Annotated in this window: 19 protein-coding genes and 1 tRNA gene; 9 read left to right on the top strand and 11 right to left on the bottom strand. The window is 67.8% G+C overall.

Annotated features, from left to right (window positions below; translation table 11 throughout):
* The first annotated feature begins 110 nt into the window (after positions 1-110).
* The 3 genes from BSZ40_RS04600 to BSZ40_RS04590 all read left to right on the top strand — a co-directional run bounded on the left by BSZ40_RS04600 (position 111) and on the right by BSZ40_RS04590 (position 6,266).
* Positions 111-1,493 carry an SWIM zinc finger family protein gene (locus BSZ40_RS04600; protein ID WP_073823729.1) on the top strand — a complete coding sequence of 461 codons (1,383 nt, stop codon included), beginning with the start codon at positions 111-113 and terminating at the stop codon, positions 1,491-1,493.
* Complete coding sequence (locus BSZ40_RS04595) at positions 1,480-3,921, top strand: DUF6493 family protein (protein ID WP_073823727.1); 2,442 nt, start codon at positions 1,480-1,482, stop codon at positions 3,919-3,921. Before BSZ40_RS04600 ends, BSZ40_RS04595 begins: the two co-directional genes overlap by 14 nt.
* A gap of 65 nt (positions 3,922-3,986) precedes the next feature.
* Positions 3,987-6,266 (top strand): DUF6493 family protein, encoded by a 2,280-nt coding sequence (locus BSZ40_RS04590; RefSeq protein WP_073823725.1) that lies wholly within the window; start codon positions 3,987-3,989, stop codon positions 6,264-6,266.
* A 72-nt stretch (positions 6,267-6,338) separates the two neighbouring features.
* Here BSZ40_RS04590 and BSZ40_RS04585 read toward each other — a convergent pair whose 3' ends face one another.
* The 8 genes from BSZ40_RS04585 to BSZ40_RS04550 form a co-directional block, all read right to left on the bottom strand.
* Positions 6,339-6,650 carry a hypothetical protein gene (locus BSZ40_RS04585; RefSeq protein WP_073823724.1) on the bottom strand — a complete coding sequence of 104 codons (312 nt, stop codon included), beginning with the start codon at positions 6,648-6,650 and terminating at the stop codon, positions 6,339-6,341.
* Between the two features lie 52 nt (positions 6,651-6,702).
* Positions 6,703-7,056 (bottom strand): hypothetical protein, encoded by a 354-nt coding sequence (locus tag BSZ40_RS04580; RefSeq protein ID WP_124851902.1) that lies wholly within the window; start codon positions 7,054-7,056, stop codon positions 6,703-6,705.
* An 18-nt stretch (positions 7,057-7,074) separates the two neighbouring features.
* Positions 7,075-7,425 (bottom strand): hypothetical protein, encoded by a 351-nt coding sequence (locus tag BSZ40_RS04575; RefSeq protein WP_124911487.1) that lies wholly within the window; start codon positions 7,423-7,425, stop codon positions 7,075-7,077.
* A 45-nt stretch (positions 7,426-7,470) separates the two neighbouring features.
* Positions 7,471-7,818, bottom strand: a complete 348-nt coding sequence (locus tag BSZ40_RS04570; RefSeq protein WP_124911489.1) for a hypothetical protein — start codon at positions 7,816-7,818, stop codon at positions 7,471-7,473.
* A 109-nt stretch (positions 7,819-7,927) separates the two neighbouring features.
* Complete coding sequence (locus BSZ40_RS04565) at positions 7,928-8,317, bottom strand: hypothetical protein (RefSeq protein ID WP_073823717.1); 390 nt, start codon at positions 8,315-8,317, stop codon at positions 7,928-7,930.
* Positions 8,318-8,460: 143 nt separating this feature from the next.
* The gene (locus tag BSZ40_RS04560) at positions 8,461-9,207 is read right to left on the bottom strand and encodes a formylglycine-generating enzyme family protein (protein WP_073823716.1); all 747 of its coding nucleotides are present in this window, start codon (positions 9,205-9,207) and stop codon (positions 8,461-8,463) included.
* A gap of 152 nt (positions 9,208-9,359) precedes the next feature.
* Positions 9,360-9,433 (bottom strand) — tRNA-Val (locus BSZ40_RS04555).
* An 86-nt stretch (positions 9,434-9,519) separates the two neighbouring features.
* Positions 9,520-9,924 carry a DUF3052 domain-containing protein gene (locus BSZ40_RS04550; RefSeq protein ID WP_073823714.1) on the bottom strand — a complete coding sequence of 135 codons (405 nt, stop codon included), beginning with the start codon at positions 9,922-9,924 and terminating at the stop codon, positions 9,520-9,522.
* Positions 9,925-10,107: 183 nt separating this feature from the next.
* On the opposite strand from BSZ40_RS04550, the gene aceE reads away from it, so the two are divergent.
* Positions 10,108-12,852, top strand: coding sequence for a pyruvate dehydrogenase (acetyl-transferring), homodimeric type (aceE, locus tag BSZ40_RS04545; protein WP_073823713.1), 2,745 nt, complete (start codon positions 10,108-10,110; stop codon positions 12,850-12,852).
* A gap of 75 nt (positions 12,853-12,927) precedes the next feature.
* Here the strand turns inward: aceE and BSZ40_RS04540 are convergent, their stop codons facing one another.
* Both BSZ40_RS04540 and aspA read right to left on the bottom strand, forming a co-directional pair.
* The gene (locus tag BSZ40_RS04540) at positions 12,928-14,085 is read right to left on the bottom strand and encodes a Gfo/Idh/MocA family protein (protein ID WP_073823711.1); all 1,158 of its coding nucleotides are present in this window, start codon (positions 14,083-14,085) and stop codon (positions 12,928-12,930) included.
* Between the two features lie 35 nt (positions 14,086-14,120).
* The gene (gene aspA / locus BSZ40_RS04535; RefSeq protein ID WP_073823709.1) at positions 14,121-15,611 is read right to left on the bottom strand and encodes an aspartate ammonia-lyase; all 1,491 of its coding nucleotides are present in this window, start codon (positions 15,609-15,611) and stop codon (positions 14,121-14,123) included.
* Positions 15,612-15,789: 178 nt separating this feature from the next.
* On the opposite strand from aspA, the gene BSZ40_RS04530 reads away from it, so the two are divergent.
* The 5 genes from BSZ40_RS04530 (at position 15,790) to BSZ40_RS04510 (ending at position 20,567) form a co-directional block, all read left to right on the top strand.
* Entirely contained in the window at positions 15,790-16,986 is a 1,197-nt protein-coding gene (locus BSZ40_RS04530; RefSeq protein ID WP_073823708.1) for a PucR family transcriptional regulator, read from the top strand.
* Positions 16,987-17,049: 63 nt separating this feature from the next.
* Complete coding sequence (locus BSZ40_RS04525) at positions 17,050-17,958, top strand: ACP S-malonyltransferase (protein WP_073823706.1); 909 nt, start codon at positions 17,050-17,052, stop codon at positions 17,956-17,958.
* A complete protein-coding gene (locus BSZ40_RS04520) occupies positions 17,955-18,971 on the top strand; it encodes a beta-ketoacyl-ACP synthase 3 (RefSeq protein ID WP_073823704.1) in 1,017 nt (338 codons plus the stop codon). The genes BSZ40_RS04525 and BSZ40_RS04520 overlap by 4 nt, the downstream gene beginning before the upstream one ends.
* A 26-nt stretch (positions 18,972-18,997) precedes the next feature.
* On the top strand, positions 18,998-19,246 hold the full coding sequence (locus BSZ40_RS04515; protein WP_073823703.1) for an acyl carrier protein: 249 nt from the start codon (positions 18,998-19,000) through the stop codon (positions 19,244-19,246).
* Between the two features lie 91 nt (positions 19,247-19,337).
* Positions 19,338-20,567 (top strand): beta-ketoacyl-[acyl-carrier-protein] synthase family protein, encoded by a 1,230-nt coding sequence (locus tag BSZ40_RS04510; RefSeq protein ID WP_073823701.1) that lies wholly within the window; start codon positions 19,338-19,340, stop codon positions 20,565-20,567.
* A 66-nt stretch (positions 20,568-20,633) separates the two neighbouring features.
* Here the strand turns inward: BSZ40_RS04510 and BSZ40_RS04505 are convergent, their stop codons facing one another.
* The gene (locus tag BSZ40_RS04505; RefSeq protein ID WP_073823700.1) at positions 20,634-21,131 is read right to left on the bottom strand and encodes a DUF3145 domain-containing protein; all 498 of its coding nucleotides are present in this window, start codon (positions 21,129-21,131) and stop codon (positions 20,634-20,636) included.
* Positions 21,132-21,175: the final 44 nt, after the last annotated feature.

The raw sequence follows: 21,175 nt of genomic DNA, 5'->3' as shown, positions 1-21,175 counted from the left end.
CGCCGCGTCGCAGTCTGGCGACATTCCGGTAGCGCGTCTGTGCCGGGCACTACACTCCCGAACGCAGGTAGCCTCCGGAACAGGTTGCCGCGGAAGCAGGGAGCCGGAACGTGACGACGTTGACCTACCACTACCTATCTGCCTCGGCGCTGGCATCCGGGTCAGGGCGGGCAGAGTTGGCGCTGACCACGTCGGGCGGCTGCGACCCCAGTGGCGCGGTGGCCCATCCCTACTTCTTCTCCGGTTTCGTCTCGCACCCGGGTGTCGTTGCCGCCGCCCTGCTGGCGGTGGCCCGAGTGGCGCGGACCCGCTACTACATCCCGCCGAACATGTTGGCGGCCGTCCTGCGGGCGGCCGATCCGGTGGTGACGTCCACGGCCGAGGGCCTGCGGTTTGAGTCGTTTAGTGCCTGCTGTGGGGTTTACGCCCGACTGGACGTTGACTCCGGCGCATTGGATGCCTCTTTCCAGGCAGTGGGCGTGACCAACGTGGATGTCAATCCCCCACTGCGCCAGGCCCTGGCGGGGTTGCGGGCCGGGGAACCGCTGCACCTGGAGGTGGGCAGCGCGGCACTGCACGTGCGCACACTGGACGCGGCGGTCACGGAGGAGCAGGTGCCGCTGCCCACGCGGTGGTTGAAGGGGTTCGCCGAGACGCAAATGCTCAGCGCCAACATGACGCTGCGCCATAGTCTCGCTGCCCCCGCCGCCCGCCAGTTCCTCCAGGCCCTGCCCCGCTCCAGCACCACCAAGTCGGTGCTGTGGGCGACCCGAGCGGCCCGCGGGCTGCGACTGGCCTCCCGCCCCAGCCCGGGCGCGGTGTGCGTGGCGGGGCCGGAGCGGTTGCGGAGCCTGGAGCCGCTGCTCCGGTTCGCCCAAGGGCTGGATGCCTACAGCGCCCCGGTGGACGGCAATAGCCTGCCCCAGGCCAGCGTGTGGGTGCTGCGGCTGCCGGGTGCCCGCCTGTCGCTGGGCCTGAGCCCGGAGAAGGCACGCGGTTTTTCCGGTGAAGGGGCGGTGCTGCACGCGCTAGCGGGCGAGCAGGTGGCGGCGGATGCGGACCTCCTGGAGATCTTGCTGCGGTTCGAGCCGCGCATCGACGTGGCGCGGATGGCCCGCGAAGCGGCGGTGAGCCCGCAGCGGGTGCACGCGGGCCTGGCGCTGCTGGCCTCCTCCGGGCAGGTGGGTTTCGACGTGGCGGCGGGCGCCTACTTCCATCGGCCGCTACCCGTGCAGGCCGAGGCTTTGTCCGCGCTGCACCCGCGACTGACCGCCGCCCACGGCCTAGTGGCCGCCGGGGCGGTGAGTCACGCTGCCGAGGTCACCTACGTGCAATCCGGCACCATCCGCTACGAGGTGCGCCTGGGCGGCCAGCCGCAGGACGATCGGTGCACGTGCCCGTGGTACGCCAAACATCGAGGCACCCGCGGGCCGTGCAAGCACGTATTGGCCGCCCGCATCGCCCCACAGGAGGCATCCCATGCAGCTAACTGACCGCCGGGACGCGCTACGCGCAGCCCTCAAACTCACGGACACTTCCTCCGCTGCCCTGGCTGTGGCACTGGCCGACGCAAGCCCTGCGGAGCGGGCAGCCCTAGCCAAGACGTTGCCCGCTTCCCGCTTGCTGCGGCAGGAAGGCCCCACTCCTCGGGCCGTCTTCGCGCTCGTGGCGCTCGGCCGGAAGCAGTCGACGGTGGTGGAATACCTGGCACCGTGGGAGAAGCCAGACGAGGTGCAGCGCCAGTGGGAGGCGCTCGGTGAGGTGGTCTACGCCGCGGCGGTCGAGCGGGACACGGCGTGGGTGACTGCCTTTTGCGCCGAGCTGGTGGAGTGGTGTGCCTCGCGCCCCCACCTGTGGGAGCTGGCCCTGCGCCTGCTGCGGGCGCGGGGCATCTATCTGCGCACCCCCGAGTACCTGCAGCGATTCTGCTGGCAGCTGGGGGATGCGCCGTGGGAGCACGACGACGCCGGCCGCCCGGTGTCCACCGGCCCGGTCGAGGCGGTGCTGCGGGACCTGCGCGCCTTCCCGGAGGCCCTGGAGCGGGAGCTGTGGGACCTGTTTGCCTTTCCGGAACTGGGATCCCACGGGGCGGTGGTTAACGACCGGCGGGAGCAGTGGAACCATGCGTTTGCCGCCGTGGCGGCGCAGGAGCCGGGGTTCCGGCAGCGACTGCTGGACGAGAGCCTGGGTTGCCTGCTGCGGGACTGGTCCGCCAAAAACATCACCCTGGCCCTGCAGGTCCAACGCCTCCTGGCCCCGACCCCCACCGAAATCACCGCTCGCGCCGACCGCTATCTCGCTGTCCTGACCACCACCCCCTCCACTGCCGTGACCCTGGCGCAAGGAATGCTGACCGCCTCCCTGCCCACCCTCGACCCCACCGCCCTCCTCACCGCCAGCCCAGCGGTCCTATGGCGCAAGGAAAAGAAGCTCCGCCGCGCCCAGATCGACCTCCTGGCCGCCCTCACCACTGGCCACCCCCAGACCACCTCCGCCGTGGTTGAGCTGGTGACCAGCGTTCTGCCCGAACTGCCCACCGACCTGCAAGCCCACGCCCGCAAACGCCTGCCCACCCTGCCCTCCCCCGCCTCCACGCCCACCCCCAGCACTCCGCAACCACCACCCCCCACCCTCCAACCGCTGCCTGCCGCCGCCGCGCTGCCGGAGTTTGTCGGCGACGCCGACTGTGCGGTGGCGGTCTGCGCGCTGCTGCACGAACGGGGCGACGGCCGAGAGCTGCCGCGCGTGCTAACGCATCTGCGACGTCGCCCACAGACAATCGACGCCGCCGCGCGCAAGCTGGCAGACGAGGCGAGCCAGTGGGGTGCCTGCCCGCTGGCATCGGTGGCTGCCTACGTGCGGGCGCTGGCCACCGGGGTGGAACTGCAGCTACCTGCCGGGCGGTACGCCGATAGGGTCGCGCTGCGCAGCTGCGAACCGGTGCCGCCACACTGGCAGGTGGAGATGCCGCCAGGCTATTGGCAGGCGCACACCCACGGCACTCAGCCCCAACGGCTCTGGTTTGGGGATCGCTTTTGGGACTCGCACGCGCCGCGCTTCCTGTGGGACGTCGCCGTGGCCGACGCCTGCAGGGGCGGGCAGCTGGCGAACTCGCCCCTGCCACCGCTGCCCGCCCGGTGGGAGCTGCGTTACTGGGAGCCAACCGAGCGCCAGGCCCGCGCGGTGCTGTTCCTGCCGCGCCTGCCGTGGTGGCACGCCAGCGAGGTGACGGCCGAGGGTTTCGCCGCGCAGTGGGCGGACACCGGACCGTTAGCTACCGAGTACGCCTTCCGATTCAACGAGGCACGCTGGCTGGCGGGGTATGACGCGCTGGCCGCCTGGGCGGGTTGGTTGTTGTCGGCTAATCCGGATGTGTTGGCCGCGCAGTTCTTTCCCGCCATCTTCGCCGCCACCCGCGTCGTCAACGTCCGCGGCGTCGCTGACCTCATCTCGGCCCTCGGTAACACCACCCAGGTTCCCGGCGCTCCCGCCCTATCCGCCCTCGCCCTTGCCACCGGCACCAAAGAGCCTCACCAGCGGGCCGCGACCGCGGAAGCCCTCGCCAACCTCGCCACCCATGACCTGCTAAACCCCACTGCCCTCGCCGCCCACACCCTTACCCACCTCCAAACCGGTCACCTTCTCGCCGGTCGCCTCGCCACTACCCTCCAAGACACGGCCAGCATCAGCCCTCTGGCTGCCTGGCGCACTCAAGAAACCCTCACTCAGCTCCTGCCCCACCTCGCCCCCATCCGCCACGCCCACAAGCTCGTCACTCTCTTGGCTTGCCTCGCCCACCAACAGCAAACTCCCATCCCCATCCCGCCTGCCCTGCAACCGCAGACCAAAACCAAAACCCAACTTGCCTCCGCCCTCAAACAACTGCCGGTCCCGGCGGCAGGAGCACCTGGGCGCGGCTGAGATGTTGACACGGATTGCGCGGCACGGCCACGCACCGCGGACTCGCTGAAAACAGGACCGCTGATATGCACAAACTTGCGCTCGACGACCAGGTAGCCACCGAAGTAAAAGCCCTGCTGGTGGCCGACGCCCCGCTGGTCGATATCTATCGCCACGTGCGGGAGCGGTGGGGTGGTGCGGGCTGGCTGGCGCGCATGAGGTCCGGTTATAGCCCGCACGTGGGTTTGCGGTTTTTCTGCCGCCGCCTGGCGGTGCTTTTTGACGATCACCACGAGCCGGTCGACGACGACTACATCCTGGAGATGATCAACTTACTCAACGGTGATGCGCGCTCGGGGATGCGCGGGCACCTGCTGCGACACGACGCTGAGTTCCGGGAGCAGATTTTCTGGCGCATTTTCGAAGTGGAGGGCGGCGGCGAAGTCTCGCTGGCCAATCTGGAGAAATTCAATTTGGGCAGCAACAGCTGGGCCGCGACGGTGCAGGAGATGATTGTCGACGGCTTGGCGCCCCGGCCGCGGGTGTTGCGTGCCTGCCTGGAGGCCCTCAACCGCGACTTCTCGGCGTATCGCGCGGGCTGGTATTCGCGCCTGTACACCGCCCTAGCGCCGTCGGCCAGGGAGGCAGCGGCCGATCAGGACTTGCTCTTGCAGGCGCTGGGTTCCGGCATCACCGCCACCGTGACGCTGGCGGTCAAGCAATTGGCGGCGCTGGCCCGCCCCGGGCTGCTGGACGCGGCCGCGTTTGCCGCCGCCTGCGCCCCGGCGTTGGCGAGCACCAAAAGCTCAGCATTGGCCACGATTCGGGTGGTGGCGGGCGCCAACCTGGCTGCCACCGAGCGGGCCGAGGCGCTGGCCCCAGCGCTCACCCATCCACACGACGACGTTCAGCGCGCCGCCGCCCGGGCCCTGCTGGAGCTGGGGGCGCGGACGCTGCTGCAGGCGCACACTGAGGTGATGGCCCCTGCGGTGGTGGCCGAGCTGGGGCTGGAACTGCCCGCCGTCCCCGTGCCGCCGGTGGCCGCCGCGCACGCGCCTGCGGGACCCACCGAGTCGCACTCGCTCGTGCCGTGGAGTCAGGCCACTGCGAGCGAGCGCCTCGCCGCCCTGCTGGAGGGTTCGGGCGACGCCTGCGAGTTGGAGTTGGCGCTGGCTTGGTTGGCCAGGACCCCGGACGCCCGCGCCTGTCTCCAACCGCTGCAGCGGCGCGCCCGCCGGTTGGTGCAACGCAATGACGATCTGGTGGCGCACCTGGTGCTGGCGCTCACCGACGACTGGCAGTGGTGCCCGCCGGTGGAACGCTCAACTCTGCCGCACCCGACCTGGCCGCTGCCGCCCGGCGACGGCCCGGTGCCTGGCGAGTTGGCGCAGGCACTGCCAGTGCTGTACGCCCGCATCGGCGAGGTACTGGAAATACAGCGGGGCCAACGGGTCCCCCAGGAACTGCTGGCCACACCGACACGGCCGGACGGCTGGCTAGAGCTGCCGGAGCTGGCCCGACGGGTGGCGGCCCTGCCGGGGGCGCCGCTGCCCGCGGACGCCGCCCAAGCCTTGGCGCGCCTGCGCGCCGCCGACGTGACCGCCGGCGCCGAGCTGCTCGGGCTGCGGCCCCCGGCCCCCAGCAGTTGCCGCCTGGAATGGTCCTCTGCTGGCTCCAGCGAACTCAATTCGCGGGGCGAACCGCGGTGGGTGTGGTGGGACTGCCGGGTTGTACCGACGATGCCCATCGGGGACGCGCGCCACCAGCCGGGCGCGATCGGCGCGCCCGCCTTCCCCGCGTTGACCCCGCTGCTGGCCCACGCCATCGTGCTGGCCTGCCCGTCCTCAACATTGCCGCTGGTAGGGATGAGCATGCTCGACCTGAACGGCGGCACTCAGGATGCCACGGCTCGCCCCGATCAGGCCATCTTGCAGGCGCTGGCCTGCCATCCCGGACAGTGGACGGAGCAGACCGCGCAAATGTTGGCGTTGGGCCTAGCCAGCAAGAGGCGTGAAACTGCGGCCCTGGCGGCGGAACTGTTCGCCCAGGCGATACCCGGCCGCCTGCCGCTCGCGCAGGCAGCCGCCGGTTTCGCAGCGGCGGCACCCGCCATGGTCCTGTCTCGCTGGGCCGCCGCCCTGCGCGACGCCGCCGAGCTGGCCCCGCACAGTGTCGTCGACCTGCTGACGGCACTCCTGCCGCGGCTCTCCCCCAGCCAAGCCGGGCTCAACAAGCTGCTAATTCTGTTACGCAACGAAGCCACCCGCCTAGGCCGCCCGGTCGTCGACCCGACACTGCGGGCCTGGTTGGAACAGTTCACCGGCCCCTCGGTGGTGGCCAAGGCGGCCCGGGCGCTGCTGGACTAGCGGCACAGGGGGAGGGCGGGCAGGCCTATCGCGGAGTCCCCGCGCGGCAGCGCTCGCCCGCCTGGCCTACCGTTATTCGGCCTGCGACTCGCTGGTCGACCCCGAAGCGGGGAAAGCGGCCGCGATATCTGTGCCTTTAGCACTTTCCTGCGCCGCTAGCGCCTGGGCGCACCGCAAAATCTCCCCGACATTGTCCGCCATCCGGCCCCAGCCACTGGCTGCCAACGCGATGCCGATCGTGTTGCAGAGCAGACTCAGCAGCAGTAAAACAGGCAAATCTTTACCGGAAAGAAAAAGCGATGACAATAGGGAGCCGAACAATGCGAGCAGCCCCACAAATAACAAGGCACCCCCCGTCTTAACTCTCCAGCTACTTATCTTCACCAGCCCTCCCGCAAGTCTAATGCTCGTTATCTTTTAGCCCGACGAAACCGCGCTAACTGGTTACACTTTCGGCTTCATCTCCGGGATCGCCGGGCGCCGCAACACCGTGCGCCACCCCGTAAGCAGGTTCCCTCTCCGTGTTGCCCTCTTTCCGCGGGTCCGCCAGTCGCCGGAGCAAGCGTGCGGCCTCGTCAACATCGGTGGACATCCGACCACAGCCGACCAGCACCGCGGCAATACCGATCAGCAGCGACAGCATGCCCAGCCCCATGATGACGCCTAAGGGATTATCGCCACTCCCGATAACAGCCATTACAAGGATCGAGCCAAAGAAGAACTGAATAAAGCCAACCAGGGTAAAGAATCCGCCAACCCTAATCGCGGGCCCGCCCGTCACGTTTTCCATACTCTCCTCCATCGAGCCTCAGTCCATTCTTGACTCGTGCGCCACGACGCGGGACGCGGCCGGGGAGTTGCGCGCAGTTCCGATCCCGTAGGCGGGCAGTTCCTCGGCAGCCGCCACCTGCTGGCCTTGCCGCAGCGCCTGCCGGTCCAGGAGCTGCTGCAGTATCGAATCAACATTGCTCGCCACCTGGTACCAGGCGCGCACAGACACGAGGAAGCCCACCAGGAGGATACCTAGTCCCCCAAACACCCCGAATATAGTGAGAAAAGAAAAGTCCCTTAAGGAAGCAAGCAAAGTCAGCACGATGACGGCGAGCCCCGCCAGCATCATCGCCCCGGCACTAAACATCGCACTCTTGCTATTTTCCACGCTTTTCCTCCCCTTTTCTCTCCGACACGCGTTAACTATTGGCCTCTAAATATCGGGTTCTGCCGGATCCCCGTCCGCCAGCTCAGGCCCAGCAGTATCCCCGCCAGCCCCAGGCGTAGGCGCGTCTTGCAATTTGAGATACTTCGGCGCCCCCGGCAACTCCGCCACTAGGCGCCCGATCTCTTCCACATTGGCCGCCAGGCGAAACCAAGCCCCAGCTCCACAGGCTACGCCTGCCAGCAGCATGCCCAGCCCCAAAAACACCACCATGATGCTGCCCGCCTGATACCTACTGGCGGAACTAATATAAGAGAGCCAGCCGATAAATAGCATGGTGGCACCCCCCACGTTAAGGAGGCCAGTAGTTGCCACCATTTGCCGACTTGGTTTCATGTCTCCTCAGGCTCCTTCTGTCTCGCGAGCGCTGCACCCATCTGCTTCTGTGCGGGGGTGAGGGCGGGCAGGGCCCGCCCTCACCCCCGCCATACTCGCCCCGCGGCTGCTACCGGCTCTGGCCCGGGAACTGGGGCTCGCCCGACGGCGGCAGCGCCATACCGTAGTCCGCTCCACCGCCGACGGGCGGGGTCATCGGCGTCGGGTAGCTAGCGCCAGGCGTCGACGGTCCTCCAACGGCGGGCGTCCCGAAAGGCAGACCCCCGACGATTCGCTCGGCCATACCGTCGATGTTGGCGGCCATCCGGGAGATGCCGATGATCTGCAGAATGGAACCAACCAGCACGCCCACCAGGGCCGCATAGACCAGCACAGCAGCGAAGTTGTTTTTTTCCCACGGCTCAGAGTTTGCCTGCACGATGGTGCCTAGCGACATTAACAACGCGCTACTCAAGAGCGTGATCGAGCCGGCCAGTACGAAACCTTTGGACTTTCCCATAGTTGAACTCCGCATCTTGTCGGGGATGTGCGGCACAACGGTACCCTGTCGGGGCGCCCCGCGGGAGCCGTAGGAACGAACGGATGGCAAGCAGGCCCGCTCCGCTGACCGAAACCGAGACCAACGGGCCACCCCAGTGTGAGCTAGGTGCCGAGCGGCGTCCAGCCGAAAGGAACCGGGCCACTCACCCTCGCCCGCTCCTGATCGGCCCGGCGGGACCAGCCTTGCCCAGCCTGGCTAGCAGTCTGACCCGCAGCTCCCCGGGCGATGCGGAACCCCACGTCATCAAGCCGCGCCTCTGGCATGCTTCCCCGCCGCACGGAAGCCCGGACGCTCCAATGCTTGTCCGCCCATCCGCCGCCGCGCAGCACACGATAGTCGGCGTACCGGGCCGGATCGGAGTAGTCCCAGCACCACTCCCACACGTTTCCCAGCATGTCAAACAGACCGAAAGCGTTGGGCTGTTTCCGCCCAACTCGCTGCGCCCCCGTAACCGCATCGGCCTCCGTCCACGCAATGTCGGCCAGCGGGCCGTAGTGCGGGCCGGCCGTTCCCGCTCGGCAGGCCCATTCCCACTCCGCCTCCGTCGGCAGCCGAAACCCCTCGGATCCCACCTCCCACAACACCCCGGTATCGCCAACTTGATAAGCCGGAGCGAGGCCCGCCTGACGCGACAACGCGTTGCACCAGTTCACAGCACCCAGCCACGACACCGAATGCGCGGGCACGTCCGCATCCTCGTCTGCCACCCGGCACCCACCCAGCACGCGCGAAAACAGGCCCCAGGTCACCGGGGTGGACGCCAGCTGGAACTCCCGCAACTCCACGGAGCGGGAGGTCTTCGTCCTTGCGTCCCGCAACGTGATCGAACCGGCGGGCACAGTGACCATTTGCGGGCCGAGGAAAGACACATTTCAGACTAACAGGCCAACCCTCTAGCGCCAATTACCCCGGCAAGGTCTTACACCTTGAACCAAGGGACGGGTCTGCCCGCCTGGAGGCGGTGGGGGAAACAAGTCACTATGCGCCCCGAACTCAAAGGTGGGCCCGGCCGGGTTCGAACCGACGACCTCCTGGGTGTAAACCAGGCGCTCTGACCAGCTGAGCTACAGGCCCGCGCCGGTAGCCTAGCCCATGCGCAGCGCTATTGAAAAACCGGCCGTCGGCAGGCCGCTGCCCGCAAACCAACCCACCTCGGGTTGTTAGGCCGGGCGCCCCCGCGACATCAGCCGGGTCCCGGCCCACTCGTCCGAGACCGAGGCGGCGGAGGTGGCCTGCATGCCGGCGATGCGGGCGGCGTCGGCGACGTCTCCGGGCGGCACGTGCCCAACCCGCCGGGGTTTGGGGGTGAGCACCCAGATCAACCCGCCGTTGTCGAGGTTGGCCTGCACGTCGACGAGCACGTCAACCAGGTCCTCTTCCTCGGCGTCGTCGGCACGCCACCACACCAGCGCCCCGTCGGTAACGTCTCCGTAATTGGGGTCCACCAGTGCTTCGCCGGTCGCGGCCTCAATGGCTGCACGCACTTCCAGTGCGACATCGTCGTCGTAGTAGAACTCCTGGACCACTTGCCCTTGCGTGAAGCCCAGTGAAGCGCCGCCTGCCACCTTGCTATCTCTCCTTCAGTCTGCTGGTGGCGCACGCCACCAATGCCCATATTGTGACAGATCCCCCGCGATGCACGTCACCTTCTTGACCGCAATCCCGAAGAAGGCCCCTAGAGTAGTGGGACAATGGTCCCCAGCCGAGCCGACGAGGGCCGGCGGACGAAGTAGCGGGAAAGAGGAGTCGTGAGCCTGACCAACGGGACACCCCCACTGATCGATGGCCTTCTGAGCCAAGTGCCGGACGTTGATCCGGAGGAAACGCAGGAATGGCTGGATTCGCTCGATGGCTTGATTGACGAGCGCGGTGGCCCCCGGGCGCGTTACGTGCTGCTGTCGCTGCTACGCGAGGCGCGTCTGCGGAACGTGGCGATCCCGGCGTCGTACACCACCCCGTACGTCAACACCATCGGCGTGCACGAGGAACCCTACTTCCCGGGCGACGAACGGGTCGAGGAGACCTACCGCGGCTGGATTCGCTGGAATGCGGCCGTCATGGTCACCCGGGCCCAGCGCCCGGGCCTGAGCGTGGGCGGACACATCTCGTCGTACGCCTCGGTAGCCACCCTGTACGAAGTCGGGTTGAACCACTTCTTCCGCGGCAAGGACCACCCGGGCGGCGGCGACCACGTGTTCTTCCAGGGACACGCCTCGCCAGGTAACTATGCGCGGGCGTTCCTGGAGGGGCGCCTGACGGAAGAAGACCTGGACGGCTTCCGCCAGGAAGTTTCCTCCGAGCACGGCATGCCTTCCTACCCGCATCCACGGCAGATGCCGGACTTCTGGGAGTTCCCGACCGTCTCGATGGGCCTGGGCCCGGCGGAGGCCATCTACCAGGCGTGGGTCGACAAGTACCTGCACATGCGGGGCATCAAGGACACCTCCCAGCAGCACACGTGGGCTTTCCTCGGCGACGGCGAGATGGACGAGCCAGAGTCGCGCGGCATGCTGCAGCTGGCGGCACAGCAGGGGCTGGACAACCTGACCTTCGTGGTCAACTGCAACCTACAGCGCTTGGACGGCCCCGTGCGCGGTAACGGCAAGATCATCCAGGAACTGGAGGCCTTCTTCCGGGGCGCCGGCTGGAACGTCATCAAGGTCATTTGGGGCCGCGGCTGGGACAAACTGCTGAACGCCGACAAGGACCGCGCCCTGGTCAACCTGATGAACGAGACCCTGGATGGGGACTACCAGACGTTCAAGGCCAACGACGGCGCGTACGTGCGCGAGCACTTCTTCGGGCGCGACCCGCGCACCAAGGCGCTGGTAGAGCACATGACCGACGACGAGATCTGGGCCCTGAAGCGCGGTGGGCACGACTACCGCAAGATTTTCGCGGCCTACAAGGCGGCCATGGAGCACACCGGCCAGCCGACGGTCATCCTGGCCCACACCGTCAAGGGCTACGGGCTGGGCCCGTCGTTTGCGGGTCGCATGGCGGCCCACCAGATGAAGAAGCTGAAGGCCACCGATCTGAAGGAGATGCGCGACCGGTTCCAGATCCCGATCTCGGACGAGGAGCTGGAGGCCAACCCGTACCTGCCGCCGTACTACCGGCCCGCCGACGACGACCCAGCCCTCATGTACATGCGCGAGCGGCGCCGGGCGCTCGGTGGCTTCGTCCCGGAGCGCCGCGACAACCCGGTCGAGGTGACGCTGCCTGCCGACAAGGTCTACGACGTCCTCAAGGGCGGCTCCGGCAAGCAGGAAATCGCCACCACGATGGCGTTCGTGCGCCTGCTGAAGGACCTAATTCGGGACAAGGAGTTCGGGCACCGAATCGTGCCGATCATCCCGGACGAGGCGCGCACCTTCGGCCTGGACTCGATCTTCCCCAGCGCCAAGATCTTCCATACGCGCGGCATGAACTACGTGTCCGCCGACCACCAGATGATGCTGTCGTACAAGGAGTCCCAGCAGGGTCAGATCTTGCACACGGGCATTAACGAGGCGGGTTCGGCGGCGGCCTTCCAGGTGGTGGGCACCTCCTACGCCACCCATGGCCAGCCGATGGTGCCGATGTACATCTGCTACTCGATGTTCGGTTTCCAGCGCACGGCCGACCAGTTCTGGGCGGCCGGGGACCAGCTGACCCGCGGCTTCCTCATCGGGGCCACCGCGGGCCGCACGACGCTGGCCGGCGAGGGCACCCAGCACATGGACGGCCACTCCCCCCTCATCGCGGGCACTAACTCCTCGGTTATCCACTACGACCCGGGCTACGCCTACGAAATCCGCCACATCGTGCGCGACGGTTTGCAGCGCATGTACGGCCCAGACGAGACCCGTGACCGCAACGTCATGTACTACCTGACGGTGTACAACGAGCCCTACGCCCACCCGGCCGAGCCGGAGAATGTCGACGTGGACGGCATTATTCGCGGCATCTACCAGTTGGCGCCCACCCCGGAGGGGGAAGGGCCGCAGGTGCAGCTGCTGGCTTCCGGCGTCGGGGTGAAATGGATCGAAGAGGCCCAGCGGCTGCTGGCCGCCGATTGGGGGGTGCGGGCCGGGCTGTGGTCCGTCACCTCCTGGAACGAGCTGCGACGCGACGGGTTGGCCGCCGACGAGTTCAACTACCTCCACCCGGAGGAGCCCCAGCGGCGGGCCTACGTGACGGACAAGTTGGCGGGCGCGGGCGGCCCGTTCGTGGCCACCTCGGACTACGACCACCTGGTGCCCGATCAGATCCGCAAGTGGGTGCCGGGCGATTTCCACACGCTCGGGGCCGACGGCTTCGGCTTCTCGGACACCCGGGCGGCGGCGCGGCGTTACTACAAGATCGATGCCCACTCGGTGGTCGTCAAGGCGCTGCAGGCGCTGGTCGCGCAGGGCGCGCTGCCCGCGTCTGTGGTGCGTGAGGCGATGGACAAGTACGACCTGCTGAACGTCAACGCCGGTACTTCCGGGTCGACGGGCGGCGACGCCTAAAGCTGGCTCTCGGTTGGGGGCGGGCCCCGGCGGGGCCCGCCCCCAAGCCACGGGTGGAGCAGCTTGGCGAAGGGGCTAGCAGCGGCGTTGCCCGGCGGCGAAATACTGCACCAGGTGCGGAGCTAGTGTCGGCACCTCACGCGGCTGACTGCCGCTACGCAGGGAGTCGGTGGCGCAAATGGCGGCGGCCACGGCTTGCCAGGCCCCCACTGGCGAGGTGTCGGTGGCCCCGCCGCCGCGCACGAAGCGGAAGAATTCGGCCACGGTCAGGGCGTCGGCGCTCGCGTGGCCGGTGCCACTTTCCGTGATGGGGTGGACTTCGTCGGCGGGCTCGTAGTAGCCGCGCGTCTTCCACACCCGCACCTCTCCCCCGGGGCCATCTCCGAAGTTCTCCAACCGTCCCCGGGTGCCGATGACGGTGTAGTTCCGCCAGTAGTCCGGGGTGAAGTGGCACTGTTGATAAGTGGCCAACACCCCCGAGCCCAACTGCAGCAACACGTGGGACAGGTCCTCCACATCGATCACCGGATGCAGACCCCGCTGGGCCAGGGGCGGCCAGTTGTCCAGACTGTGCCACTGCGGCATGAGTTGCGCCGAGTTGTCCCGCCGATCCGTGATCTGACCGTAGACCGCTAGCCTGCCCATGGCACTAACGCGGGTAGTGGCCGAGTCCGCCAGCCAGTGCATAACGTCGATGTCGTGCGCCCCCTTTTGCAGCAGCAACCCCCCGACGTGCCGCCGGTCGGCGTGCCAGTCCTTGAAATAGAAGTCGCCCCCGCTGCCCACGAAGTGGCGGCACCAGATGGCTTGGACCGACCCGATCTCGCCCTGCTGGATCAGCTGCCGCATGAGACGCACCACCTGCATGTGGCGCATGTTGTGCCCCACGTACAGGCGACTGCCGCTGTCGTAGGCGGCCTGCAGCACCGCGGTCGCATCCGGCAGGGTGATCGCCAACGGCTTTTCTAGGTACACCGCCACCCCGGCATGCAGCAGCTGGGTGGTCACCGCCGCGTGGGTGTCGTCCGGCGAGGTCACGAAGGCCACGTCTATGCCCAGGGCCGTCAGCTCCGCGACGGTGGCGACCACCGGCACGTCACGCGCCAGACGGGCGCGCGCCCGCTGCGGGTGCGGATCGCAGATTCCGACGATGACGGCGTCGTGCGCCTCGGCGTGCCAGGCCAGGCGGCCACGGGCGCCGGCCCCCACGACCCCGACTCTCAGGGTTTGCATCGTTGTGGGCCTTTCTCGCGCACCGGGCGCGGGCGTTAGTCGAGCTGGGATTCGGCTTCGATGACTGCCTCTGGGTCGACCGGTGCCAGCGGCACCGACGGGTCGGAGGTGGCGAACATGGCGCCGCGATACTGCGGGTTGGCCAGGTTCTCCGGGGAGAGAATGCGGTCCAGCTCTTCCTCGTCCAGCAGTCCCATCTCCAGCACCACTTCGCGCACCGAGCGACCGGAGCGCGCGCACTCCTTGCCGACCAAATCTCCGTTGTGGTGGCCGATAACGGGGTTGAGGAAGGTGACGATACCGATGGAGTTGGTGACGTAGCCCCAACACACGTCAGCGTTGGCGGTGATGCCCTCCACGCAGCGCTCCCGCAACGTCTGGCAGGAGGCGGCCAGCAGGTCGATGGACTCGAACATCGACTGGGCAATGACCGGTTCCATGACGTTGAGCTGCAGCTGCCCTGCGTCGGCCGCCATCGTGATCGTCACATCGTTGCCGATGACCTTGAAGCACACCTGGTTAACCACCTCGGGGATCACCGGGTTTACCTTGGCGGGCATGATGGACGAGCCGGCTTGCATCTCAGGCAGGTTGATCTCGTTTAGCCCCGCCCGCGGACCGGAGGAGAGCAAGCGCAGATCGTTGCAGACCTTGCCGAGTTTGACCGCCAGGCGTTTCAGGGCGGCGTGCATGGAGACGTAAGCACCAGTGTCCGAGGTGGCCTCAATGAGGTTGCGGGCCCCCTCCACCTCCAGGGCCGTGACCTCCCGCAAGTGCTTGAGGACCGTCTGACGGTAGTCGGCGTGGGTGTTCAGGCCGGTACCGATCGCGGTGGCCCCCAGGTTGACCTCCAACAATAGGCGGGCATTGGCCCGCAGCCGCACGATTTCCTCCTCCAGCAGCTCCGCGAAGGCCTCGAAGGCGCTGCCCAGGGTCATGGGGACGGCGTCTTGTAGCTGCGTGCGTCCCATCGTCAAGATGGGCTCAAACTCCACGCCCTTGGCCCGCAGGGCCGCGACCAGTTGGATGACGTGGTCCTCCAACTGCACGATGCGTCGGAAGACAGCGATGCGAAATCCGGTGGGATAGGCATCGTTGGTGGACTGGGCCTTGTTGACGTGATCGTTGGGATTGACGACGTCATAGCGCCCCTTGGGCAGGCCGAGGAACTCCAGGGCCAGATTGGCGATGACCTCGTTGACGTTCATGTTCACCGACGTGCCCGCGCCGCCCTGGAAGAGGTCGACCGGGAACTGGTCGAGGCAGCGGCCCTCGTGGAGGATGGCCAGGCAGGCCTGTTCGATGGCGTCAGCAACATCCAAGGGCACGGTCCCGATCTCCCGGTTGGCGCGAATCGCCGCCAGCTTGACCATGACCATGGCCCGCACGAAGGCCGGCACTTGCGACACCGTGTGGCCAGATATTTGAAAGTTTTCCGCCGCCCGCAGCGTGTGGATGCCGTAGTAGGCCTCCGCGGGCACCTCGCGGGCGCCCAGCAGGTCCTCTTCAATTCGGGTGTCACTCATTGGTTTGCCATGCACCTTCACACTCGGGGAACAAAGTCCCAGACCAATCGCTCCGTCCAAATAGTAATCTGCGCGCGGCCCGCGCACGGGTCCCCCGCGCCACGGCGATGCCGCCACCAGCCCCATTTTTCGTGGTTTGCCACAAAATTTGCGCGCCAGTGGCCTATGCTTTTGAGCTATGCACGAACCCGATGCGACTTCGCGTACCCACGCCCTGCACCGCTTGCGTGCCAGCGCTGACACGTTGACCAACGCGGCCTTGAAGAAGATCGAGCACGATTTGCCGTGGTATTCCCAACTCGGCGCGCAAGACCGCTCCTGGATTTCGGTGGTTGCCCGCACCGGCATCAATTCTTTTACGCGCTGGTTTGAGGACCAGGGGCAGAGCGCCTCGGACGCCACGGAGATCTTTAATGTCGCTCCCCGGGAGCTGGCACGCTCAATCCCCCTGCAGCACACGCTCGCGCTCATTCGCATAGTGGTCGATGTGGTGGCCACCGAAGCCGTGCCTCTGGTGCCCGAGTCCGCGCGCACGACGGTCCACGACGCGGTTTTGGTTTATGCCCGCGACGTGGCGTTCTCGGCGGCCGAGGCCTACGCCCGGGCGGCCGAACAACGCGGGGCGTGGGACGCGCGCCTGGAGGCACTGGTGGTGGATTGCTTGGTGCGCGGGGAACGAGACGCCTCTCTCTACTCCCACCTGGCTGCGCTCGGCTGGGACGCGAAGGTCTCGGCGTGCGCCGTCGTTGGCAGCGCGGCCTTGGCCGAGGCCGCCATGCACGATATTCGGCGGGCGGCCCGCAAGGCCTGCCCCACGGCACTGGTTGGTCTGTACGGTTCGCTGGCCCTGGTGCTGCTGGGTGGCACCGATCCGCGGCAAGCCGCCACGCAGGTGGCGGCAGCCTTCCCCAGCCGGACCGTCATCGGCCCGGTGGTGGCAGACGTGGCCGACGCCGGGCGGTCAGTGCGCGCCGCAGTGGCGGGCCTGACCGCCGTAGAAGCCTGGCCGGGCGCCCCCGACCCGGCCAGCAGCTCGGATCTGCTGCCCGAACGCGTGTTGGCGGGCGACGAACTGGCTCGCGCCGAGATGCGGGAGCAGATCTACGTCCCGCTGTTGGCGGCTGGCCGCCCCCTGGTCGATACGGTGCACGAGTACCTCACGTTGGGGCGCTCGCTGGAGGGTGCCGCCCGCAGTTTGTTTATTCACCCCAATACGGTGCGCTACCGGCTGCGCCGCGTGGCGCAACTAATCGGCTGGGATCCCACTGATGCGCGCGAAGGATACGTGCTGCAGATCGCTTTGGCAGTCGGACGCCTCGACGAGGTGAGCAAGCACACAGCTAGCCCGGCGGTTTGTCCTGATCCTCCAAAGTAGCGGCGGCGGGTTCGTGCTTGCCGGTCGTGCCCGCCGCCCGGCGGGCGCGCCAGACTTGCAGACGTGATTGCTGTGCTTTGTCCCGGCCAGGGCTCCCAACGCCCTGGCATGCTCGCACCGTGGCTGGAAGTCGACGGTGCCCGCCCGTTCCTCAACGACCTTTCGCAGGCCGCAGGCATCAACCTGCTGGCCCTCGGCGTGGACGGTAGCGCCGCGGACCTGAAAGACACGGCCGTGGCTCAGCCGCTCCTAGTTGCGGCCGGGCTGCTGGCGTGGCGGGCCCTGGCCCCGCTGCACCCCCGCGTGCAGTTAGTGGCGGGGCATTCGGTCGGCGAGATCACAGCCGCCGCCGTGGCCGAGGCCATCAGCCCGACCGACGCGGTGCGGATCGCCGCCACCCGCGGACAGGCGATGGCCGCAGCCGCTAACCAGGGGCCTGCCACCGGGATGAGCGCCGTGGTGGGCGGCGATGCCCGCGAGGTGCACGCCGCCATCACGCAGGCAGGCGCGTTTGTGGCCAACTACAACGGGGCCGGACAGCTGGTGGCTTCCGGCACCAAGGAGGCGCTGGCGCAGCTGGCAGCAAATCCGCCCGCGCGGGCGCGCGTGGTCCCCCTGGAAGTTCACGGGGCCTTCCACACCCGGTTCATGGAGCCCGCCGCCCAAGCATTGGCTGCCGCGGTGGCCGACATTGATTTCGTGGGGCCCCGCCGCACCCTGCTCTCCAATTGGGACGGCTACCCGTTGACCAAGGCCAACGCTGTGCGCCGCAACCTCGTCACGCAGTTGACCAGTCCGGTCGACTGGACTGGCTGCTGCGACTACGTGTCCGAGCAGGGGCCCGAGCTACTCATTGAGCTGTGCCCCGCCGGGGTCTTGACCCGCATTGCCAAGCGTGCCATTCCGGGCGTGGCGGCCGTCGCGCTCGACACACCGGCAGCGGTATCCGAGGTGGAGGAGAAGCTCGCGTGATCAGCACTGCTCCTGTAGCCGGTTCCCGCCTCGCAGGCGTGGGGGGCGTACGCGGATCCCGCGTCGTGCCCAACGCCGATATCATCGGCCCAATCAACTCTTCGGACGAGTGGATCCGCCAACGCACCGGCATGGTTACCCGCTGCCGGGTCAGCCCTGACCAGACCTTGCTAAGTCTGTCGGTCCAGGCCAGTCAAGCCGCCCTCGCGCAGGCCGGCCTGTCGGTCGCGGACGTCGACGCGGTCATCGTGGCCACCATCACCCACTTCGAGCAGACCCCCGCCATTGCCCCGCAAGTGGCGGCGGCGCTCGGTTGCGGGCCGGTGCCGGCCTGGGACATCTCCGCTGCCTGCGCTGGCTACTGCTACGCCGTGGCCCAGGCCGACGCCTTGGTGCGCGCGGGCAGCAATCGCTGCGTGCTGGTAATCGGTGCCGAGGTGCTCTCGCAGTTCATTGACCCGGCCGACCGCACAATCTCTTTCCTGTTGGGCGACGGCGCGGGAGCCGCCGTCGTCGTGCCGAGCTCCACCCCACAAATCGCCCGCACCGTGTGGGGAGCGGAAGGCGACAAGGCCTGCCTGGTGGGCCAAACCGCGTCGTGGCTGGACTACGCCGCCAACCCGGAGGAAGTCAGCGTGCCCGTGCTGCACCAGGAAGGCCCCTCGGTCTTCAAGTGGGCCGTCTTCTCGGTGGCCAAGGTTGCCGAGGCTGCCATCGCGGCCGCCGGACTGCAGGCCACCGATATTGACGTCTTCATTCCCCACCAAGCCAACATGCGCATCGTGGAATCCATGGCCAAACGACTCGGACTGCGCGCGGATTGTGTAATCGCCGACGACATCGTCACCACCGGCAACACGTCCTCTGCTTCCGTGCCCCTGGCCACCGAGGCCCTCTATCGCGCGGGCCGCGTAAAGGGCGGCGAGACCGCGTTGCAGATTGGATTTGGCGCCGGCCTGGCTTACGCTGCCCAGGTTGTGACGCTGCCCACCCCAAACCCAACCGCCGAGTAACGGCATCGAACAAGGAAGGCAAAACAATGGCTGCTACCGAGAACGAGATCCTGGCTGGCCTGGCTGAGATCGTCAACGAGGAGACCGGCATCGACGTGGCCGAGGTGACGGCCGACAAGTCGTTCGCTGACGACCTCGACGTCGACTCGCTGTCGATGATGACGATCGTGGCCACCGCCGAGGAGCGCTTCGACGTGCGGATCCCCGACGAGGACGCCACCAGTCTGGTCACCGTCGGCGACGCCGTAGCGTACGTGCGCAAGGCACAGGGCTGAAAGCTCAGCACTTAGGGGCGCCGCCACACCCGGCGGCGCCCCTACCCCTTACTTTTACTGCGCCCCCTCGGCGGGCACCTGTGGAGGAAAAATGACCGAAGTTGTAGTAACTGGCCTCGGCACGTTCAACCCGCTCGGCGGTGATGTGCCTTCCACCTGGCAGGAGGCCCTGGCCGGGCGGTCGGCCGTCAAGACCATCGAGGCGGATTGGATCGCCGAATACGAAATCCCCGTCGACTTCGCTGCCCAGGTAGCGGTCGACCCGGCGGAGGTGCTCTCGGCCAAGGAGTTATCGCGCACCGACCCGGTGGCCCGCTACGCCCTGATCTCGGCTAAAGAGGCCTGGCAGGACGCGGGCCAACCCGCGGTGGAGGGGGAGAGACTCGGGGTGGTTATTGGCACCGGCATCGGGGGCGTGCACACGATTTTGGGGGCCTGGGACGCGATCCGGGCGGGCGGTGCCCGCCGCGCTAAGCCCCTGACGGTGCCCCTACTGATGGGCAACTCACCCGCCGCCACCATCTCGGTGGCATTCGGCGCCAAGGCGGGCGCACACGCCCCGGTCTCGGCCTGCGCGTCGGGCGCGGAGGCGATCGCCTACGGTGCGCAGATGATTCGCTCCGGGCGGGCCGACGTGGTCATTTGTGGCGGCTCGGAGGCAGCGGTGCACCCGCTGCCCCTGGCAGCATTTGCCCGCATGCGCGCCCTTTCGACCCGCACCGACGATCCTGCCACTGCCTGCCGCCCGTACGACACCACGCGGGACGGCTTCGTGCTCGGCGAGGGCGCCGGGGTGCTGGTGTTGGAGTCAGCCGAGCACGCCGCCCGCCGCGGGGCCCGGGTGCACGCCCGCCTGCTCGGGGTCGGCATGACAGCTGACGCCTTCGATATTGCCCCGCCGGACCCCACGGGCGCGGGGCAGGAACGCGCCATGCGCATCGCCCTGGAAGACGCCGGGCTGGACGGCGCGGCCATTGACCATGTAAATGCCCACGCCACCTCCACCCCGGCGGGTGATGTCGTGGAGGCCCACGCCATCGCCCGGGTGGCGCCGCGCGCGGCAGTCTCGGCGACAAAGTCCGCCAGCGGCCACCTGCTCGGTGGGGCGGGGGCCTTCGAGGCCGTGTTGACCGTGCTGGCAGTGCGGGAACGTCTCGCCCCGCCGACCATTAACGTCACCGAGCCGGAGGAAGACTTGCGCATCGACCTAGTGCGGGACGAACCACGGCCGCTGGCCGCGCAAGGCCCGGTAGCGGCGATCAACAACTCATTCGGCTTCGGCGGCCACAACGTGGCCCTGGTATTCGCCTCCGCCTCGTAACAGGCCCCACCGCAGCGGGCGGCCCCGGCTCCAACCACTGGCGCCGGGGCCGCCCGCTCGCGGCAACTACCCGACCTTGTGCAGCCACCGCACGGGCGCAGACTCGCCCGCGTAACGGTAGGGTTCGAGGTCGTCGTCCCAGTCCTGGCCAAGGGCCAAGGCGAGTGCCCCCAAAAGGTCGGCGTTGTCGGCGACCTCAATCAACGCCCGCAACCGGTTTTCGGGGATGACGATGTTGCCGTGAATATCCACTTGCGCGTGGAAGATGCCCAATTCCGGCGTGTGCGACCAACGGGCCCCCACCGAGGCGACAGTACCGTCCTCGGTCACCTCGTAGCGGGTCTCCCCCCAGCCGTTTAGCGCACTGGCCAGGCGGGCACCGGTTCCCACCGGTCCCACCCAAGACAGTTCCGCTCGTACGGTGCCGGGCTCTGCGGGCTGCGCAGTCCAGCTGAGCTTGACGTCATAGCCAAGGACGGCCCCGATAGCCCACTCCACGTGTGGAGTGAGCGCATGGGGCACCGCGTGCACGAAAAACACACCGCGGGTGGATACGTCATCCATCTCGTTGCCTTCCTTGCTAGGTATGTCTTCCCCAAGCCAGACCT

The organism is Buchananella hordeovulneris (assembly GCF_001907235.1).
GTDB lineage: Bacteria > Actinomycetota > Actinomycetes > Actinomycetales > Actinomycetaceae > Buchananella > Buchananella hordeovulneris.
This window is presented reverse-complemented; position numbering and strand designations above follow the sequence as displayed.

What these genes read in the sequence shown, in the direction of transcription:
- BSZ40_RS04595 (WP_073823727.1), top strand. Translation starts at nt 1,480, where the DNA reads ATGCAGCTAACTGACCGCCGGGACGCGCTACGCGCAGCCCTCAAACTC.
- BSZ40_RS04590 (WP_073823725.1), top strand. Translation starts at nt 3,987, where the DNA reads ATGCACAAACTTGCGCTCGACGACCAGGTAGCCACCGAAGTAAAAGCC.
- BSZ40_RS04580 (WP_124851902.1), bottom strand. Translation starts at nt 7,056, where the DNA reads ATGGAAAACGTGACGGGCGGGCCCGCGATTAGGGTTGGCGGATTCTTT.
- BSZ40_RS04570 (WP_124911489.1), bottom strand. Translation starts at nt 7,818, where the DNA reads ATGAAACCAAGTCGGCAAATGGTGGCAACTACTGGCCTCCTTAACGTG.
- BSZ40_RS04565 (WP_073823717.1), bottom strand. Translation starts at nt 8,317, where the DNA reads ATGGGAAAGTCCAAAGGTTTCGTACTGGCCGGCTCGATCACGCTCTTG.
- BSZ40_RS04560 (WP_073823716.1), bottom strand. Translation starts at nt 9,207, where the DNA reads ATGGTCACTGTGCCCGCCGGTTCGATCACGTTGCGGGACGCAAGGACG.
- BSZ40_RS04540 (WP_073823711.1), bottom strand. Translation starts at nt 14,085, where the DNA reads ATGCAAACCCTGAGAGTCGGGGTCGTGGGGGCCGGCGCCCGTGGCCGC.
- aspA (WP_073823709.1), bottom strand. Translation starts at nt 15,611, where the DNA reads ATGAGTGACACCCGAATTGAAGAGGACCTGCTGGGCGCCCGCGAGGTG.
- BSZ40_RS04530 (WP_073823708.1), top strand. Translation starts at nt 15,790, where the DNA reads ATGCACGAACCCGATGCGACTTCGCGTACCCACGCCCTGCACCGCTTG.
- BSZ40_RS04515 (WP_073823703.1), top strand. Translation starts at nt 18,998, where the DNA reads ATGGCTGCTACCGAGAACGAGATCCTGGCTGGCCTGGCTGAGATCGTC.
- BSZ40_RS04510 (WP_073823701.1), top strand. Translation starts at nt 19,338, where the DNA reads ATGACCGAAGTTGTAGTAACTGGCCTCGGCACGTTCAACCCGCTCGGC.
- BSZ40_RS04505 (WP_073823700.1), bottom strand. Translation starts at nt 21,131, where the DNA reads ATGGATGACGTATCCACCCGCGGTGTGTTTTTCGTGCACGCGGTGCCC.